This is a genomic window from Latilactobacillus parafuchuensis, assembly GCF_055271665.1.
Genome location: NZ_CM143875.1, coordinates 1882522 through 1902616 on the forward strand (window position 1 = coordinate 1882522; position 20095 = coordinate 1902616).

Below are 20095 nucleotides of genomic sequence, written 5' to 3' on the forward strand. Positions count from 1 at the left end.
CACGTGGCAAAACTGTATTATGAAAAATTAACGGATTATCAAAAGCGCGCGACAGATGGTCTCAAGCGCCGAACAGAAAAGTTAGAACAACTCAAAACAGCGCTCCAGAACTTAGCGACTTCGGAGAATTTTCAAGGAACAGCCGCGACTAATATCACAGCATATTTACAAGAGGTCCACATTAACGGTATGATTAACGGGTTGCTTCAGGCGGTTGACAATCTGCAACAAACGCTCGATTTCTACGTGATCGGTTATCCAGCCGTTGATCAAAACGGCGTTGTTTTTAAATTGATCGATGACGATCTAGCGAAGCACCAAACAGAAGTCGCTAATCGCAGCCGCGATTATCATAAAATTTTTACGAGCGCTACCAAGACGATGACCAAGGTTACGCACATTAAAGCAACGAGTGGTTTAGCGAAAGTCACTAAGAACAGTTCGGCGGTGATTGATAATTTGGCGACCATGAAAAAGCTGGCGTTCGATCAGCAAACGGACTGGCATCGTTACGAAAGTGATCACGCCAATGATTTTGCGAGTTTAGACACACTAATTGGCCAATTAAATAGCCTCGTCGGTCAATACGCGGGTGGTACCGTGCCAACAATGGCGGACTATCAAGACGGTGGTTTTAATTTGGTAGCGGGTGAGCAATATACGAACGCGCTAGCGAGTGTCAGCACAATGAACCAGAGTCGAGCCGCTGCGGATAAGCAAGCCAGACAGAGCCTTAGCCAAATTCGTACTAGCCAAAAGCAATACGAAAAAGCGGTGGCGAAACAGAAGAAAACCGAAATCGCTAACAAAAAAAAGCAAGCCGAGAAAAGTTTTTGGTTGGATTTAGGCTTTTTAGTGGGTGGGGTTGTTGTCGGTATTTTAACTGGTGGTTTAGGCGCAGCGCCATTATTAATGATGGCACCAGGATTAATATTCCAAGCAACTGATTTAATTGAAGATGGAACGGCTGTATTTAGTAAAAATGGTAGGGGAAAAAATTATTTAAAAGAACTTGTACGTCCTATCTTAGGAAAGAATACTGATGCGGTGTATGGAGGCACCGAATTTGTTGCTAATTTAGTTGGTGCAGGGGGTGCATATAAGCAATTAGCAAAAGAAGGCGTGTTAACCGCCGCTAAAAGTGAGGCAAAACCAATTCTAAAAACGTTTATTAAAGAAGATGCGACAGCGGCGCTAAAGGCCGCCAAAGGCAATGTATCAGCGGTTAAACCGCAGTGGTTCTTTAAACAAGGAATCAAACCTAAAAGTGGTGTGTTATTTGAATCAATGAAAGAAAATGGTGCCGTTGTTGGAAAGTCAACTATTATCACTAAAATCGGGAAAACGTATGCCCAAGAAGGGCTTCGTCAAGTGACCTATGACACGGTCGCAAAACCAATTGTTTCGGCAATAAGTAATAAAGTAGCGGATGGTTTATCGACACAAATAATGGGTGATAATAAATCTGATAGCTTAACAAGTATGGCCATCAACAAAACGATTAATAAAAGTGTTAATAAAGGGATTACTAAAGTGACAAAAGCAAAAAAAATAAGTGATCAGACTGTTAATACAACAACGAATGCAGTTGATGATTTAGTAAAATCGTCAAGTAAAGGAAAGTCACCTAAGGTAGCACAAAGAGTTATTAATAATTATCGGGAAATGGCAGAACATGGTTATCAAGCTTCAAGTTTAGATAGTGCTAAAAATATTATAAATTCGTTTTATAGAAGTTATGCAGAGATGGGGAATTAATTAATGGCAGCACAACATATCGTATTAGGGATTACAAGTAATTCATTTTGGTTCATAGGTGTTTATCTAGTTGTTTTAGGACTATTAATGGTTGGTATGTATTATGGATTGATGAATAAAAAGAGCCGAAGTATGTTTCTGATGATCGACACCGTGTTGAGTATCGTCGTTTATTTAGTCGGTGGCGTAATTGTGGGCTTAATTCTAGGCGTTCACTTTTATTATGAAGATAGTGAAAGATTGGGATTACTTTTATCAGGTGTCCCAGGAATAATGGGACTTTTATGTTCATTGCTTTCTTTTACATTTTTAGTTATTAATTGTCGGAGACTATTAGATGGCGATAATCAAGATATAGAATCAACAATCGAAAGTAGTTTTTCCAATAATTATGTTTTTGGATTTTCACAATTGACGTTATTGATGGGGCTCATTTTTACCGTACTTCCATCCGGGGCAATAATTGATCTTCTCTTGAAAATTCCGAATGATAACGAAGTGCATTGGATTGGCTTATTAGCGGTGACCCCCTATATTTTAGGAGTCTATCTACAATTTAATGTGCCAAAATGGTTTGAAAAATCGGCTTGGACCTATGCCATTCAGCAACAACTTGTTCAGGATTATCCAGCGCGTCTTAAAAGACGGCGTAATCGAAATAAATAAAAAAATTAGCAAATAGGTTAGATAGAGGTATAGGGTGGCAATATTTGATTGGTTAAACATCGTTGAATTCTTTGCTGGAAATCAACAACAGAGCAAATTATTTCTAATTTGTAAATTAATAATTATGAGCAGCATCTTTTTCCCGTTATCCTATGGTACTCGAAAAAAAGTGTTAATGACGAAACGTTAAATGGCACCAGAAATGAAGAACAACAATTGACAAAATTAAAAGAGTTATTATTTGTAGATGCTCTTTTATTAGTAACTATCATATTTTCTGGTGCTAATTTGAATTATTTAGTAAACCCAAAGCTAAATTCTTATTTAATAGGAACTAATTTATCAATATCATTCATGGTATTTAGCTTTTCGTTTATGGCAATTGCTTGGGGCTATTTATTGAAAGGCGTCAAACAGAGTAATAAGTCGGCTGAAGAGAAAATTGATTTTTATTTAGAAAATAATCGAGGTTGGAATGCTGGAATCGCCGGACTAATGCTTGGGTTAATTGGTTCTCTGTTTTTTGTCATGTCAATGATTCTGTATTTTAGTCCACAAACAAATTCAAATGATTTTCATATTATGGGTTTAATCGAAGCAATATTATTATTTGGGATTCCAGTCTATTTATTAGTCAAGATTCCCAAATGGTTTCGACAGTACGTCGAAAAATTTATTTAAACTTAAAACCGGAGACTAATTTATGAAAGTACAACAAATAATTCCAGGAATTACAAGTAATTCATTTTGGTTCATAGGTGTTTATTTAATCGGGTTAGGGGCCTTAATGGCAGGGATGTTTTACGAGTTACAGTGCAAAAAAAATCGAATTATCATCATTATGCTGTTAGTTGTACTGAGTATCGTCGTTTATTTAGTTGGTGGGTTAATTGTTGGTTTAATTCTGGGAGTTCATTTTTACGCTGAAGATAGTGCTAGAATGGGGCTACTTTTATCAGGTGTTCCAGGTGTTGTTGGTATTATATGTAGTATTGTTACTTTTATGGTACTTACAAAGGAAGCGAAAAAGCATGTTCTTCAAAGTCGAGATGTGGAAAAAATAAATACATTATTTTCCAATAACTATGTATTCGGATTTGCCCAAATAGCGCTGTTTAGTGGTCTTACGTTTGCAGCAATTGCATTAATGGGCATACTGGAAATCATGATTAGAATACCGGATAATGGGGAATCACATCCATTGGCACTCATTTATTTTACACCGTTTATCGTTTTATTTTATTTGTTAATCAAAATACCAAAATGGTTTGAAAAATCGGTTTGGACCTATGCCATTCAGCAACACCTTGTTCAGGATTATCCAGCACGTCTTAAAAGACGGCGTGATCGAAATAAATAAAAAAATTAGCAAATAGGTTAGATAGAGGTCTAGGATGGCAATATTTGATTGGTTCATGGGGACACCACAACAATCGGTTTTATTTTTGATAATAAAAATAACGATTTGCGCTACTATTTATTTGATAACTATTACATTATCATCAGTTAAAAATGTTAATAAGGACTCGTTAAATCAAAATAATGGCCATTTAGGAATGCCTTTAAGATGGTTAGTCTTAACAGTTGTTGGTTGGATAGGTTCAGTGCTTGTTTTGATTGGTAATTTAGATAGTTTAATAAATCCTGACCATGATTCATACTTATCCGGGCTGCTTTTTTTCGGGACATGGATTGTTTTAAGTCTTGGATGGACAATAATTGCTTGGTCCGTGTTATTAATAAATATTAAAAAGAGTTCGAAATCGACGACGGAGAAAGAAGCTTTGTATCTTAATAACAATTTGACATTGAATGCCGGAATAATGGGATTAATGTTTGGAATGGTTGGTGTTATTATGCTAACAATGGTATTTGGTAGTCCTGATAAAATTGCGGCAACTAGTAAAACATTTGAATTTCATCCATTAAGAATCGTAGGTTTTATATTATCATTCGCGATTCCGCTGTATCTGTTGGTCAAGATTCCGAAATGGTTTCGGCGATATGTCGAAAAATTCATTTAATATAGCTAATAATAATTGTTAAAAAGATTGAAGGAAACTAATATGGATTGGTTAAACATCGTTGAATTCTTTGCTGGAAATCAACAACAGGGCAAATTATTTCTAATTTGTAAATTAATAATTATGAGCAGCATCTTTTTTCCCGTTATCCTACGCTATTCGAAGCAAAGTGTTAATGATGAAATGTTAAATGGTACTCGAAATAAAGAACAGCAAACGACTAAATTAAAAGGACTATTATTTGTAGATGCACTTTTATTAGTAACCATCGTATTTTCAGGTGCTAATTTGAATTATTTATTAAATCCAAAGTTAAATTCAGATTTAATAGGTGTTAATTTATCAATATCATTCATGGTGTTTAGCTTTTCATTGATGATAATTTCTTGGAGTTATTTATTGAAAAATGTCAAAGAGAGTAGTAAGTCGGCTGAAGAAAAAACTGATTTTTATTTAGAAAATAATCGTGGCTGGAATACTGGCATTGCTGGTTTAATGTTGGGATTAATCGGTTCGTTATTTTTATTTATATCACTAGTTTTGTACTTTGGCCCGCATTCAAAATCAAATGAATTTCATATATTGGGATTGATCGCAATTATTTTACAATTCGCGATTCCACTATATCTTTTGGTCAAGATTCCAAAATGGTTTCGGCAGTATGTCGAAAAATTTATTTAAATTAAAGTAGAGGCATTAATTAATGGCAGTACAACATATCGTATTAGGGATTACAAGCAATTCATTTTGGTTCATAGGTGTTTATCTAGTTGTTTTAGGACTATTAATGGTTGGTATGTATTATGGATTGACGAATAAAAAGAACCGAAGCACGTTTCTGATGATCGACACCGTGTTGAGTATCGTCGTTTATTTAGTCGGTGGCGTAATTGTGGGCTTAATTCTAGGCGTTCATTTTTATTATGAGGATAGTGAAAGATTGGGATTACTTTTATCGGGTGTACCAGGAATAATGGGGCTTTTATGTTCATTGCTTTCTTTTACATTTTTAGTTATTAATTGTCGGAGACTATTAGATGGCGATAAACAAGATATAGAATCAACAATCGAAAGTAGTTTTTCCAAGAATTATGTTTTTGGATTTTCACAATTGACGTTATTGATGGGGCTCATTTCAACGGCGTTTCCATCTGGTGCAATAATTGATCTTCTTTTGAAAATTCCGAATGATAACGAAGTGCATTGGATTGGCTTATTAGCAGTGATACCCTATATTTTAGGAGTCTATCTACAATTTAATGTGCCAAAATGGTTTGAAAAATCGGTTTGGACCTATGCGATTCAGCAACAACTTGTTCAGGATTATCCAGCGCGTCTTAAAAGACGGCGTAATCGAAATTAAGAAAAAATAGAAATTCAATATTTGGAGGTTTAAGATGACAGTCATCAATTGGTTAATGGGCACACCACAACAATCAGTTTTATGGATAGTATTCAAAATGATTTTATGCATCGGGATCTATTTAGTAGCGGTTATTTTATCATCGTTAAAGAATGTTAACAGAGATTCTTTAAATAAGAATAATAGCAAATTAGGGACTTCGTTAGGTTGGTTGTTTTTAACGGTCGTTGGTTGGTTAGGAGCAACGATCATTTTTGCGGTTAATTTAAATAATTTAATGAGTTCGGAATATCAATCTGATCTATTTGGCGCAGTTTTTTTCATAACGTTAATCATTTCAGGCTTTTGTTGGACAATAACCGCCTGGTCTTTTCTATTGGCTAATGTTAAGAAAAGCGAAAAACCGGCCGCTGATAAAAGAGAACTTTATCTGAATAACAATTTAACGTTTAACGCAGGCATCACGGGGTTAATGGTCGGAATAGTGAGTTGCATGATGTTGATGATAATGCTTTTTAATCAGTTGACACCACCGGCGACTAAACAAGTTGAAATTCATCCGATCAGAATAATAGTACTAATTTTAATATTTATTGTACCAATCTATTTATTAATTAAGGTTCCGAAATGGTTTCGGCGATATGTCGAAAAATTTATTTAAATTAAAGTAGAGGCATTAATTAATGGCAGCACAACATATCGTATTAGGGATTACAAGTAACTCATTTTGGTTCATAGGTGTTTATTTAATTGTTTTAGGATTGTCAATGGCGGGTATGTTTTACGAACTAATTAGTAAAAAGAGTCGAATTGGGAGTTCTATGTTGTTGGCTATATTAAGTATCGTTGTTTATTTTGTTGGTGGATTGATTTCTGGCGCAATATTGGGCGTTCATTTTTACGCCGATGATAGTGAAAAATTAGGCTTACTCTTATCAGGTGTCCCCGGTATTGTTGGTATTATTTGTTGTCTCAGCACCTTTGCCGTACTCACAAAGGTAACAAAAAAAGTTATTTATCAAAATCGAGATATAGAAAGAATAGAAATATCATTCTCCAATAATTATGTATTCGGATTTGCTCAAATGACAATGCTTTTTGGCCTGATATCAACAGCAATTGCATTAATGGGCATATTGGAAATCATGATTAGAATACCGGATAATGGGGAGTCTCACCCATTGGCACTCATTTATTTTACACCGTTTATCGTTTTATTTTATTTGGTAATCAAAATACCAAAATGGTTTGAAAAATCGGCTTGGACCTATGCCATTCAGCAACAACTTGTTCAGGATTATCCAGAGCGTCTTAAAAGACGACGTGATCGAAATAAATAAAAATAGGTTAGATAGAGGTTTAGGATGGCAATATTTGATTGGTTAATGGGGACAGCACAACAATCGGGTTTATTTCTAATGTTAAAAATAGTAGTCTGTATTATTAGTTGTTTAGTAATGATGACCTCATCGTCAATTAGAAATGTTAATAAGAACTCGTTAAATAATAACCAACTAGGAAGGGCTTTAGGATGGTTATGCTTAACAATCTTTAGTTGGATATTGATAACACTTGTTTTGATTGGTAATTTAGATAGTTTGATAGATCCTAATCATAATTCGTACTTATCGGGAATGATATTCTTTGGAACATGGATTGTTTTAAGTCTTGGCTGGCCGATAATTGCTTGGTCCGTGTTATTAATAAATATTAAAAAGAGTTCGAAATCGGCGACGGAGAAAGAGAGTCTGCCGCTTAATAATAATTTGACATTTGGCATAGGTATAATGGGATTAATGTTGGGGATGGTTGGCGTTATTATGATAGTTACAGTAATATTCGTATCGACGACACCACCGGCACAGAAATCAATCGAATGGCATCCAGTTCGATTGTTGGGAGCAATATTAACTTTTTCGATTCCGATGTATCTTCTAGTTAAAATCCCCAAATGGTTCCTCCGATATGTCGACAAATTTATTTAATTTAATACGACATATATAGTTAACGTCAATTTAAAAAAATTTGAAGGAGCGTAGTATGGATTGGTTAGACATCGTTGAATTCTTTGCTGGAAATCAACAACAGAGCAAACTATTTCTAGTTTGTAAATTAATAATTATGAGCAGCATCTTTTTTCCCGTTATCCTATGGTACTCGAAAAAAAGTGTTAATGACGAAACGTTAAATGGCACCAGAAATGAAGAACAACAATTGACAAAATTAAAAGAGTTATTATTTGTAGATGCTCTTTTATTAGTAACTATCATATTTTCAGGAACAAATTTGAATTATTTGGTAAACCCAAAGCTAAATTCTTATTTAATAGGTGTTAACTTATCAATATCATTCATGTTTTTTAGCTTTTCATTGATAATAATCGCTTGGGGTTATTTATTGAAAGGTGTCAAGCAGAGTAATAAGTCGGCTGAAGAGAAAATTGATTTTTATTTAGAAAATAATCGAGGTTGGAATACTGGGATTGCCGGATTAATGCTCGGGTTAATTGGTTCTTTCTTTTTAGTGATAACGACGATGCTGTATTTTAAGCCACAAACAAATTCGAATGATTTTCATATCATGGGATTGATTGAATTGGTGTTATTATTTGGAATTCCAGGCTACTTATTGGTCAAGATTCCGAAATGGTTTCGGCAGTATGTCGACAAATTTATTTAAACTTAAAACCGGAGACTAATTTATGAAAGTACAACAAATAGTTCCAGGGATTACAAGTAACTCATTTTGGTTCATAGGTGTTTATCTGGTTGTGCTAGCTTTTTTTATGTATGGCATGTCTAGATATTCGGCTCAAAATAGAACGTTGAGTGCGCTTATCTTTACAATGTTGAGTGTAGTGACTTACTTATTGGGCAGTATTTTATCTGGACTAATAGTCGGTGTGCATTATGCGTATAGTAATACCGTATTATTAGCAATACTGTTATCAGCTGTACCAGGCGTGGTCGGTTTGGTAGTTGGCATAATAGGGTTTTTGGAACTAACTTTTACAAGTAAAGCAGATTTAGAGCTGATGCCGGTGAAAGAATTAGAGGCAACAAAAGAGATTATCAGCGGGACATTTTCAAATAATAATATTTATGGTTTTTCCCAGATAACATTATTAGTTGGCTTAATATTTTCATCACTGTCTTTAGGAATGTTAATGAGTCAAATATCGATTTTTGATAATTTTAGTTTGTTAGTATTTATCCTTATGTTTTACCTGTTAATCAAAATACCAAAATGGTTTGAAAAATCGGTTTGGACCTATGCGATTCAGCAACAACTTGTTCAGGATTATCCAGCGCGTCTTAAAACACGGCGTGATCGAAATAAATAAGAATAATAAAAAAATTCGAAAAATACAGGCAACGAATGACGATTAACGCGTCGTTCGTTGCCTTTTTATTGGTCAAAAAGGGTGCGCATCAAATTAAAATTTTAATCGGAAGGTGTTTTTATAGTGATTGTTGTAATTAATTATCATTTTATTTAATAATTAATAACGTTTACGTCTGGATATCGGACGTTGGTGATAAGGCCTTTAATCTTGAATTAAGGCCCATTATAATGATTGTTAATAAGGGTTACCATTTATTTTAGGAGATGTGTGATCGAATAATGGAGGAAAAAAAGTGAAAAAGAAATTAATTTTATTGTTCGCAACACTCGGGTGTTTAGTAACGTTTGCGCTAGGTTTATGGCAGGCGCATCCGGTTATGGCGAGTACTCAGTTTGGCGATCAATTCATTACCAACGCCGCTTTATTAGATGACGCGGGCAATCCCGCCACAAATGTTGGCGAATTTGACACGACTCAGGCCCACTATGATTTTCAAATTCCGGACGGACAAGCCGTTCAAGCTGGCGATACGATGCAAGTCACGTTACCGACCCAACTGGTGGTCAGTGGGGATGTTCAGTTTGAAATTTTAGATGAAAATGGCGTCGTGATTGCTAACGCGGTTGTCGACAAAGCAACGGGCACGGTGCTCATCACGTTTACGGATTATTACACCAGTCATCCGACTAATCGTGAGGGCTCGTTTAATATCAGAACCCAATGGAATTTAGATAATATTACGATTGATACCGAAGTACCGCTTAATTGGGGTAATCAAGGGATTACGAATGTCTATGTCGGACCGAATGCTAAACCAGATAGTAACGAACAGTTATGGAAATGGGGGACGATTGATGCCAATGATCCGACCTTAATTCACTGGACGATGCGTGTTAACTATCAACGCATAACGATTCAAAATGCGGTGTTGACCGATACGCTAGGACCGAATCAAACGTTAATTGAAAATACGATTCGTGCGAGCCATGTCGTGTACGGTGAAGGCAATCAATATACAGTAATTGGCGAAGTCCCTAGCAGTCAAATCACAATTAATAATCAACAATCGTTTCAAATTAACTTAGGGACTTTAGACGACACCGTTTTGGTTAATTATGATTCACGGGCCACTGATGGTGGTGCTGCGGCCAGTTACACCAACCAAGCTAGCTTAATTGGGGACCAATATGAAACCTCGACCGTTGCGGTGCACACGGCAGCGACCGGTGGTGATGGTGGCGGTTCTGGCACAAACCAAAGTGTTGTTTTAACTAAAAAAGATGCCACCGATGCAACGAAATTTTTAAAAAACGCCCACTTTAAATTAGTCGACGACCAAGGCCAGATTGTTAAAAGTGATTTGGTGACCGATCAATCTGGTCAAATTAAGGTGGCTCAATTAGCCGTTGGCGACTATCAGTTTATTGAAACTCAAGCCCCAGCCGGGTATCAACTTGATGCAACCCCGGTTCAGTTCAAGATTATTGCCAATCAAGATCAGCGTGTCAGTGTGGTTAAGACGAATCAACCAGTGGTTCTCGGGCAAGTCACGTTGCATAAACAAGATCAGACTACCCATCAAGCATTAGCTGGTGCGCTATTTGACCTCAGAACGGCGGATGGACAAGTCGTGCGGAGTCATTTAGAGACGGATAAAAATGGCCAAATTGTGGTAGGACAATTGCCAATCGGTGATTATTGTTTTGTTGAAACCCAGGCACCAGCGGGTTATCAATTAGATGCAACGCCGGTTAGCTTTACAATTAGCCAGGCACAATTAGCGGTGACCGTTGTTAAATATAATCAGTTACGGCCGGTACCTAAGCCTAAACCCGAAGTGCCAGCACAACCACTCACCAAAACACCTAAACCAATTAATAAGGCTAAGCAAACAACGTCGAAAAAACAACCGGCCAAGCAATTACCACAGACGTCAGTTCAATCTGATTGGCACCTGGTCATTCTTGGGTTGACGTTAATTGGCATGGTCGCTTATTTAAGCGGTGATTACCGAATGCGTACCAGATAAATTAGAATCAATACAATTAATACGATATTTTCTTGCTAAAATTATAGATATTATTTATAATATAAACGTGCACAAATATATTATATTCAATTTGATTGAGAGGTTGTGATTTTCCAATAAGAATAATGGTACGTTTTACTTTGATCAAATTTAATTTTAGGAGTGTTAGGTATGAAAAAGAAAAGACAGTTAATTTCAACTAAAATTCTATACTTATGTATGGGATTGATTATGTTGATGGGCTTCAAAATGGGGACCGTCTCAGCTGCGACGGTTGGGAACATTACGGGGTTAGACGCGAATAGCGCCGTTATTACAGATACGAATGATAATGTCATGTCGCACACGGCGACTTTGAGTAAATGGGAAGCTTTCAAAGTGACTTATCAATGGCAAATGGCCGATAACGTTGACTTACACGCTGGCGATACGAGCACCGTTACTTTACCAAACAACGTTGTGACGAGTGAAGATTATCAATTTGATTTATATGATATTCAAAGTCACGCGGTCATTGGTCAATTTAAGATCACTGCTGGTTCACAAACCGGAACAATTACGTTTAACGATTATCTTGTGACGCATAACTTGAATCGCCATGGTGCTTTAACGCTTATGACGGTTGGTAAGGATGACGACAAGAATATCATGAATGACTGGTTATTAAACAAAATTGGTTGGATCTCAGATGATAAATTAGTGAATGATCATCCTAATCTGATTACTTGGAACGTCGCTTTCAATGCGGCTAGTAAAACGATGAACAAGGTCGTGATTAATGACACATTGGGTGCGAATCAAAAATATGTCGCAGGCTCATTAGTGGCTAAGACGGGTCAATTCGATGCCAATGGCGATTTCATCGCTGATGGTGGTACGGTGACACCAACGACGATTTCTGAAGTTAATGGCCAATTAGTGTTTACGTTTGACCATATTGAAAAAGCGGTTAACGTCACTTATCAATCACAAATTACCGGGTTGAATGCTGACCAAAAATGGACCAACAAAGCTGATATTTCAGCCGATATTAACGGTAGCAACCAAACCGCTAGTGTTGAAGCAGAAGTTGCTTGGGGTGGTTCAGGTAATGGGACTGGTGATCAAAAACCAGTGATTAAAGGTCAAGTCACTTTAATTAAAAAAGATGCTGATTGCGGGCAACTATTAGCCGGCGCTGTTTTCTCACTATACCGGTCAAATGGGCAACTCGTTCAATCTAACTTAACAACTAACCGGAACGGTGTCATTACTGTCGGTGATTTAGATGCAGGTGATTACTATTTTGTCGAAACAAAAGCACCAACTGGTTACACTTTGAATCGGAATCATTTTAATTTCTCAATTACGGCTGACCAACAAACACCAACGGTAACAGTCACTGATAAGAAATGTGATACCGACGACCACCACGGCTGTCATCACCACCATGACGATTGCCACCACGGCGAACACCACAATGGTTGTCACCACGGCAGTCACCATGGCGGCCATCACGGTTGTTAATCATTAGATAAATAGTGTTTTAAATGTTGTGAAAACATCTTTATACTATATTTTTATTGTTTTTTCGATATTAAACGCGGTATAATGATTGAGTAGTAATTATTCCTCCAAAGTAATTACTGCAATTGATTAGCACAAAGACGCGTTTCCAATTTAATTGGCAACGCGTTTTTTAATGCTATTTGGATGAATTAAAGGTCTCCTATTAAAAAATAAAAGTGAGGAATCATAATGGCAGCACTGAAAGTGATGACTATTTTTGGCACACGCCCGGAAGCGATTAAAATGGCCCCAATTATTAAGGCATTAGAAAAGGATCAACGATTTGAATCAATTGTGGTCGTGACCGCGCAACACCGACAAATGTTAGACGCTGTATTAGAGCTGTTTGCGATTAAACCGAATGTTGACTTAAATATCATGCGGCCTAATCAAACTTTAACGACGATTACAACGACGGTTTTAAGTCAGTTGGACCAGGTGATTTGTCAGAAAAAGCCAGATATTATTTTAGTTCATGGGGATACGACCACCACATTAGCGGCAAGCTTGGCGGCCTACTATCATCAAATCAAATTGGGACACGTTGAAGCTGGTTTGCGTACTTGGCAAAAGTATTCGCCGTTTCCAGAAGAAATGAATCGGCAATTGGTCGATGTACTGGCAGATATTTATTTTGTACCGACCAAAACGAGTCAACAGAATTTATTGCAAGAACACCATACTGATGCGCACATTTACGTGACTGGTAATACGGTGATCGATGCCTTGAAAACAACGGTTGATCAAACAGCAACGTTACCATTTCTTGAAGGGGTGACGGAGCGACAGCGACTTATTTTATTGACGATGCATCGCCGGGAAAATCAAGGGTTAACGATGCGCAGTATTTTTAAAATAATTCGGCAAATAATTGATTGTCATCCTGATACGGTGCTGATTTATCCGGTTCATTTGAATCCAAGCATTCAATTGATGGCCCAAGAAGAGTTAGGCAACCATGATCGGATTCAATTAATTAAGCCCTTAGAAGTTGATGAATTCCATAATTTAATGGCGCGCTGTTATTTAATCATGACCGATTCGGGCGGTGTTCAAGAAGAAGCACCCGCTTTAGGTGTGCCAGTTTTGGTACTTAGAGAGACGACTGAAAGACCAGAAGGCGTTGAGGCCGGCACTTTACGGTTAGTTGGGACGCAGCCGGTCGCAATTGAACAAGCAGTCGATGAATTATTAACAAATCAAGTCTGCTATCAAGAAATGGCGCATGCCCAAAATCCGTACGGTGATGGCCGGGCTGCTGAACGGATATTAACGATTATGGCACGTGAATTCGGCTTAGCCGATATTGGTTAACGGAATGATTGATTTAAGTGAGGAGTTTTAAAATGGTGTTACAACAGCTGATTAAATTATTAATACCAATATTGATATTAATTGTGGCAAGTGTTGTCTTGGCGGGCACCATTACGTTATTAATGATTATCATGGATTCTATTAAGCGTGGAAGGAACCACTAAATATGCAGTTAGTAATTGATCTATATTTTGTCATCATGGTGCTATTTTACACGTTTGTTTTAACCACGGTTTTTAGTTCGATGTACGTTGAGCGACGGACAACCAGTGATTATATGGCCATGACAACGCAAGAACCATTGGTTTATTTTTTCTTAATTCCGTGTATTGATGAAGATCAGGTCATTCAAGAAACGGTGACGCGGCTATGTTCTTTTAATTTTGATGGGCAAGTGATTGTGATTGATGATGGTTCTACTGATCGAACGGCTGATTGTGTTCGGCAAGTCAAAGATGCGCGGGTTAGTCTGCATCAGAGGCAGTTACCAAATGCGCAACAGGGCAAAGGTGAAGCGTTAAACGATGCGTTGCAATTAGTGTTAGCCACTTGCCAAGAACAGCAGTTGGCGCCTGAGCGAGTCGTCGTTGGGGTATTGGACGCAGATGCCTATCTATCGAATAACGCCTTAGACGCGGTCGCTAAATCTTTTTACTTTGAGGGCAGCACTGCGGTTCAATTGCGGGTCAAGATGAAGGCGCCCTTTAAAAATGCGCTCCAAGTGGCCCAAGATGCCGAATTTTTTACGATTAATAATTATGATCAAATCGCCCGTAAGTTGTTTCAAAGTGTCGGTTTGAGTGGGAATGGTCAGTTTTTTAGATTGAAACCAATTCTGGATCGCATTGGTAAACGGCCTTGGGGCAGAGCGCTGTTGGATGATTACGAGTTAACGTTAAAATTAATGATTAAACATTTAAAAGTAGATTATGTCGCAGATGCTTACGTTTATCAAGAAGCGCTATTTTCAATCCCACGGCTGATTAAGCAACGTAGTCGTTGGGTGCAGGGGAACTTAGATTGTCTGAAGTATGTCAAACCGTTGTGGAAAGAGGGCCATTTACGGAAGTCACAATGGGTGAGTATTCTCTATTTTTTAACCCAACCGTATTTAAATCTCGTTTCTGATAGTGTCATCATTATTCTTTTTAGCGATATGCTTTATCGGTTTGTCACCGTGCCAAACACCAATTGGCTAAACAGTGGGTTATTATTATTGGGGGTTTTTGGAGCGTCACTCGTTTTGGGCATCATCTTTACTTTAAATTATCGAAAAACGTTGCGCCATTTTCACGAAGACGTGCCACCCAAGCGCCATTTAATGGTATTACCGCTTTTCGTATCTTATATGTACGTCATTCTTTTCTTCAGTATCATTTTGGCATTCTATCGAAAATTGATGAAACAAAATGATTGGATTAAAACTAAACGCAACTAATTAGTTGTACAATAAAATATTTGTGTACGTACAAGTATGATATAAAGTTAACGTACATGACAATAAACACAACGTTCATGTTAAGGTGGTTGTATTTTCCGATTATTATTGATAAAATTCAGTAGCATTAGTTGAGGGTATTTATAAATAAGGAGGTGACTGATATGATTAGTTTATTCCGTTTATGGACTTGGATAATGGACCTTTTTGATTAGGAAGTGAGATTGTTTGATTGATATTGCTGCAGGGCAGAGTTTACTAATTAACGTTACTGCCTATACATTCATGTTAACGGCATACCTTTATTTACTACAAAAATTACGGGTGAATAGTTGGTGGCAGATTCTAAGTGGCGTTGGAATAATTCAAATTTTTGATATCATTGGTTTTATGCGATATGAAGAGTTAATGCTGATTGTCGTTTTGGCCTTACTGATGACCAAAGAATTATTAGCGAGTACGAATCGGCGTAAGTTAGGGTTGCAAGTGATTGTTGCAGGTGCTTTTGCTTATTTGACAACGATTAGTTCGACCTTGTTAACCGAGCTGATTATTATGAAATTATTCTCGATATCTGGACTCTCTTTTACGTGGGGGCTGGCTTTTGCTTGTTCTGCTATTCAACTACTAATGGGCAGTTTAATTTTACTGATTTCGGTCAAATTAAGAATAATTTTAAACGAAGCAATTGGCCGGTATGGTTATCGTGATTTGTCGTTTGTAATCGGTGGGTTATTGGGCAGTACGATTATGGTTATCGTGTTGGTGGATGAGTTTACTTATCTGGAAGTGCCAACCGGCTATCTAACTTTAATGGTTTTGACCATTGTAGCGGCTTTGTTCTTCGTGGTAATTGGCTGTTGGTTGTTTATCCGAATCTTATTGCGACAGGCTAAGATCGAACGGGAACAAACGAACCAGGCCAACTTGGCAATGTATACGGACCAACTCGAAAAAAATTATAATGAGGTCCGTCAATTTCGGCACGATATTAAGAACGCGTTACTTGCCCTTGAAATCCGAATTGACGAAAGTGATGATGCGCTACTGACTGCCGATGTGCAGGCATTAATGCAACAATATCACTTTGATGCAATATTCAGTAGTGAGATTGGCCGTTTTGCGAATATCAATAATACCTATATTAAGGGGATTATTTTTAGCAAATACGTCGCAGCTCAAAAACAAGGCATTTCATTGACGGTCGAAGTGAGTGATGATTTATTTGATAGTCAGCAACAATATTTTAATGAATTGCGGATATTGGGCATCTTATTAGATAATGCATTAGAGGCCGCCATTGCGGTTAATCAAGCCAAAGTGGTTGTCAGCATTTTCCGAGAATCGGGGCGTTTAATCTACTTGGTTAAAAATCGAATTAATGGGTCAGTTAATATTGCCAAGATTTGGCAACGGGGTTATTCAACCAAAGGGGATAACCGCGGATTAGGCTTAACAACGGTTCGCGAAATTGTTGATCAACACGGCAATTTCTACCTGTCAGTCAAACAAGTTTCAAATGAATTTATTGCGCAACTAAGTGTTGCAGATTAGAAATAAACAAGCTGTGACAGAACTTGGTTATCAATTGAGTATCAAGTTGAAAATGCTGATTATCCCGAACTAAGGATAACCAGTATTTTTGATTTGAACGGAAATTGATGAGTTCTGGCGCGCGTCAATGAAAACTATTCGGTTAAAATTAGGATACTAAGATTTATGTCCGCCCCATTTTATTGTCTGAGATTGGGGCAATAAAAAAAATCCCCCTAAAAGTTGAAGGGGGATTGGGTCGGTTATTAGTTAATCTTGTAACTGTTCAATTTCGGCACTTAATTGGTCATCTTCTAAGAATTTAGCAAAAACTAGCGCTTGAGTCAGGGTTTCAGCGTATTCTGGGGCATTTTTACCAAGCGTTTTAGCTTTAAGCGTGAGAATTTGCGCCAATTGATCGATAAAATGGTGTTTTTGGCTTAATTCGATTCCAGTCTCCAATAATTTTTTAGCTACTTTATTTTGATCACTGACTAATAGGTATTGTGCCGTGTGATAGATGGCGAATAAAACCCGATGTAAATCAATGGTATTTAAATGGTCTAAATGTTGAATTAATAGGAGATTCTTATTGAAATAAAATTCAGCGAGCGGTTCATCCGCTTGTTGGTAGATTAAGCCCATCCCAGTGTTAAGCAAGAGTTTCAGGGTGGACGTTTCATCCCCAATCGCTGCCGTAAAAGAATTATAAGCAGAAAAGACTTGTAGCTCAGATTGTTGATTTAAAAAGCTCGTATAACCTTGGAAGAAATAGAAAATTGGAGGAAACGTATTCGGTTGGCTACTAGCAAAGTCAATCGGTTGAATGCAATCTAAGGCGAGTTGGGTATGCCCATTTAATAGGGCAATTTCAGCATTGATTGTATTTTGATCGGTTGCCGTATCAATTGAATTAAACTCTGTAAATAAATCATTGAGCGTTAAATCTAACCGTAAACAAATCTTGGTAAGAATTGGAATGGTTGGGGGAATCTGTTTTTTTTCAATCTTACTGATTGTATTTTGCGTACAGATGCCAGCTGCCAATTCGGATTGTGTCAGTTGTTTTTTTAATCTTCTTTCGTGAATCAAATCACCTAAGAACATAGTAGACCTCCGATATAGAAATTATATATATATATTTACTATTAATTATAAACGCTTGAAGCAAATATGTATACGTTTATGTTGAAATGATTATTTTTAAGCGAATGATGGTAAACTATGATTACTATCTATTTCGTGGGATTTAAAACTGGAGGACTAAGATGATTAAAGTTTTTTTATGTGATGACGAACCAACGCTCCTCAAAAATTATAGTGAAATTGTCACTAATTTCGCGCAGTCGCACCCCAATACAACGGAAATTACTTTAAAAACTAAAAATGGTTATGAATTATTAGTATTTCTAAAAGAAAGCCACACTCAAGGTGGTATTTATTTTCTGGATATTGATTTAGCGAATGATCAGTTGAACGGGATTGACTTGGCGCTTGAAATTCGAAAACTTGATTCGTATGCCCAAATTGCTTTCATCTCAACGCATGAAGAGTTATTAAAAGAAACGATTCAACGTCGGATTAATATTCTTAATTTTATTTATAAGGAAGATGGACGAGAACGCGTTCGCGCGATGATTCAAGAAACCTTAATGACGGCAATCGAACTACATGATAAGCAGTTACCGGAACAAGAGGGCGCGGCCTATTTTGAATATAACAACGGGTTGATTTTAGAAAAAATCAAATTAGATGAAATTAATTATTTTGAAACGGCCCAGCAAGTTCGCCATATTCTAGTCCATGCTGATAGTAGCGTGATTGAATTCAGTGCTAAAATGATTGATATCGAGAAGCAATTACCGCAATTTTATAAGGCCCACAAAAGTATCTTGGTTAATCCTGAAAAAGTGGTGAAGATTGATAAACTGAAGCGGCGAGTGGCGTTTGATAACGGGGATAGTTGCGATATCTCCTATCGGAAAGTCACGGGTCTAATGAATTTAATTGCCACCGCTCAACCGGATTAAACAAAAACAAGCTGTGACAGAACTCGGTTATCAATTGAGTATCAATTCAAAAAACCGTCTATCCTGAACTAAGGATAAACGGTTTTTTGAATTTGAACGGAAATTGATGAGTTATGGCGCGCGTCGGAGAGAAATGTTCGCTTAATATCAGAATACCACGACTTATGTCACGATTCCCTTTTTAAGATGGATTAATCGTTATTTTTTAATCGTGCTAGTGCCGTCAGCGTAGTTTAAGGTAACCCCATTCTCAACGTTGAAAATGTAGACGTTGAACTGGATTGCGTCGCTACCAACTGATTGGCCTTCCATTTGAACGCCACGAGCTAGCAATTCATTCCCTTTAAAAATTGGGGTGACCCGGTAACGAACATAGGCCTTCGGATTTTGTTTCAAGAAGTAGGCGATGTCGGATTCATGAGCTAACATTTCGGGGGCATTTAGTTGGCGAGTGCCGGTCATCAAATTTTTAGGATTATTGTTCTGACCAGTTAATTGATAACCAATTAAATGACTGCGATTATAGAGCCAACCGGAACTAATTCGTTTGTTGTGCCAGCCGGTCGGATTCCAAGATAGTCCTTCACGTTTAGCAGTGGGCATGAGTCCTTTATTTAATAGTGCGTTGGCCGTGCCAACCCGATTGAGTTGGTCCAAGTCACTAAAAGTCTGCCAAGCGCCTTTCGTGGTTGCTAAGTCGGCTGCATTAAACGTGGGTTGATTGTTATTAACGACGATTTCATTTTGATCAGCATAGGTTAACGCTGCTAGTTGAGTTGTCGATGATTTTGTCTTGGGCGTTGTGTTTAATTTTTGATCTAATTTCGCGATTTTTTGATTTAACTGGTTGATTTTCTTTTGAAGCTTGGTTAGTTTTTGTGTATTCTTGCGATTCTTAACCTGGATTTGATGGGCTTTCTTTTGCGTCAATTCGGCTGCTTTGGTTTGGGCAAAAGTTGGTTGCGGTTGTGTTAAGGCAACACAACCAATTAAGGCTAGGCCAACTGTGAGTTGTTTAAGCTGTTTTTTAATCGTCATTCATTTCT

20 protein-coding genes are annotated in these 20095 nt (G+C 37.3%); 18 read left to right on the forward strand and 2 right to left on the reverse strand.

All coding sequences use genetic code 11. The features are described 5' to 3' along the window. Positions 1–3: 3 nt before the first annotated feature. The 17 genes from ACVPPQ_RS09335 (at position 4) to ACVPPQ_RS09415 (ending at position 17040) form a co-directional block, all read left to right on the forward strand. Positions 4–1758: a T7SS effector LXG polymorphic toxin gene (locus ACVPPQ_RS09335; RefSeq protein WP_463494183.1), complete on the forward strand. Its 1755-nt coding sequence runs from the start codon at positions 4–6 to the stop codon at positions 1756–1758. A 3-nt stretch (positions 1759–1761) separates the two neighbouring features. After that, positions 1762–2424, forward strand: coding sequence for a hypothetical protein (locus ACVPPQ_RS09340; protein WP_463494185.1), 663 nt, complete (start codon positions 1762–1764; stop codon positions 2422–2424). Between the two features lie 216 nt (positions 2425–2640). Beyond that, the gene (locus tag ACVPPQ_RS09345) at positions 2641–3105 is read left to right on the forward strand and encodes a hypothetical protein (RefSeq protein ID WP_463494187.1); all 465 of its coding nucleotides are present in this window, start codon (positions 2641–2643) and stop codon (positions 3103–3105) included. A 22-nt stretch (positions 3106–3127) separates the two neighbouring features. Next, positions 3128–3784, forward strand: coding sequence for a hypothetical protein (locus tag ACVPPQ_RS09350; RefSeq protein WP_463494189.1), 657 nt, complete (start codon positions 3128–3130; stop codon positions 3782–3784). A gap of 34 nt (positions 3785–3818) precedes the next feature. After that, on the forward strand, positions 3819–4448 hold the full coding sequence (locus ACVPPQ_RS09355; protein WP_463494191.1) for a hypothetical protein: 630 nt from the start codon (positions 3819–3821) through the stop codon (positions 4446–4448). A gap of 42 nt (positions 4449–4490) precedes the next feature. Beyond that, complete coding sequence (locus ACVPPQ_RS09360) at positions 4491–5129, forward strand: hypothetical protein (RefSeq protein WP_463494193.1); 639 nt, start codon at positions 4491–4493, stop codon at positions 5127–5129. 22 nt (positions 5130–5151) lie between these two features. Beyond that, complete coding sequence (locus tag ACVPPQ_RS09365; protein ID WP_463494195.1) at positions 5152–5811, forward strand: hypothetical protein; 660 nt, start codon at positions 5152–5154, stop codon at positions 5809–5811. Between the two features lie 34 nt (positions 5812–5845). Beyond that, positions 5846–6472: a hypothetical protein gene (locus ACVPPQ_RS09370; RefSeq protein WP_463494197.1), complete on the forward strand. Its 627-nt coding sequence runs from the start codon at positions 5846–5848 to the stop codon at positions 6470–6472. A gap of 22 nt (positions 6473–6494) precedes the next feature. Next, the gene (locus tag ACVPPQ_RS09375) at positions 6495–7151 is read left to right on the forward strand and encodes a hypothetical protein (protein WP_463494198.1); all 657 of its coding nucleotides are present in this window, start codon (positions 6495–6497) and stop codon (positions 7149–7151) included. Between the two features lie 24 nt (positions 7152–7175). Then, on the forward strand, positions 7176–7796 hold the full coding sequence (locus ACVPPQ_RS09380; RefSeq protein ID WP_463494200.1) for a hypothetical protein: 621 nt from the start codon (positions 7176–7178) through the stop codon (positions 7794–7796). A 55-nt stretch (positions 7797–7851) separates the two neighbouring features. Further along, positions 7852–8490 carry a hypothetical protein gene (locus tag ACVPPQ_RS09385; protein WP_463494202.1) on the forward strand — a complete coding sequence of 213 codons (639 nt, stop codon included), beginning with the start codon at positions 7852–7854 and terminating at the stop codon, positions 8488–8490. A gap of 22 nt (positions 8491–8512) precedes the next feature. Next, positions 8513–9154: a hypothetical protein gene (locus tag ACVPPQ_RS09390; protein WP_463494204.1), complete on the forward strand. Its 642-nt coding sequence runs from the start codon at positions 8513–8515 to the stop codon at positions 9152–9154. Between the two features lie 295 nt (positions 9155–9449). Next, a complete protein-coding gene (locus ACVPPQ_RS09395; RefSeq protein WP_463494206.1) occupies positions 9450–11186 on the forward strand; it encodes a SpaA isopeptide-forming pilin-related protein in 1737 nt (578 codons plus the stop codon). Between the two features lie 171 nt (positions 11187–11357). Next, positions 11358–12692 (forward strand): SpaA isopeptide-forming pilin-related protein, encoded by a 1335-nt coding sequence (locus ACVPPQ_RS09400; RefSeq protein ID WP_463494208.1) that lies wholly within the window; start codon positions 11358–11360, stop codon positions 12690–12692. 231 nt (positions 12693–12923) lie between these two features. Further along, complete coding sequence (gene wecB, locus ACVPPQ_RS09405) at positions 12924–14048, forward strand: non-hydrolyzing UDP-N-acetylglucosamine 2-epimerase (protein WP_463494210.1); 1125 nt, start codon at positions 12924–12926, stop codon at positions 14046–14048. 166 nt (positions 14049–14214) lie between these two features. Continuing rightward, entirely contained in the window at positions 14215–15486 is a 1272-nt protein-coding gene (locus tag ACVPPQ_RS09410) for a glycosyltransferase (protein ID WP_463494212.1), read from the forward strand. Between the two features lie 285 nt (positions 15487–15771). Continuing rightward, positions 15772–17040: a sensor histidine kinase gene (locus tag ACVPPQ_RS09415; protein WP_463494214.1), complete on the forward strand. Its 1269-nt coding sequence runs from the start codon at positions 15772–15774 to the stop codon at positions 17038–17040. A gap of 249 nt (positions 17041–17289) precedes the next feature. On the opposite strand, the gene ACVPPQ_RS09420 is transcribed toward ACVPPQ_RS09415, so the two are convergent. Continuing rightward, positions 17290–18126: a helix-turn-helix domain-containing protein gene (locus tag ACVPPQ_RS09420; protein ID WP_463494216.1), complete on the reverse strand. Its 837-nt coding sequence runs from the start codon at positions 18124–18126 to the stop codon at positions 17290–17292. Between the two features lie 161 nt (positions 18127–18287). Between ACVPPQ_RS09420 and ACVPPQ_RS09425 the strand changes: the two genes are divergently transcribed. Beyond that, entirely contained in the window at positions 18288–19049 is a 762-nt protein-coding gene (locus tag ACVPPQ_RS09425; RefSeq protein ID WP_463494218.1) for a LytR/AlgR family response regulator transcription factor, read from the forward strand. Between the two features lie 198 nt (positions 19050–19247). On the opposite strand, the gene ACVPPQ_RS09430 is transcribed toward ACVPPQ_RS09425, so the two are convergent. Beyond that, positions 19248–20081, reverse strand: coding sequence for a DNA/RNA non-specific endonuclease (locus tag ACVPPQ_RS09430; protein WP_463496359.1), 834 nt, complete (start codon positions 20079–20081; stop codon positions 19248–19250). Positions 20082–20095 lie beyond the last annotated feature (14 nt).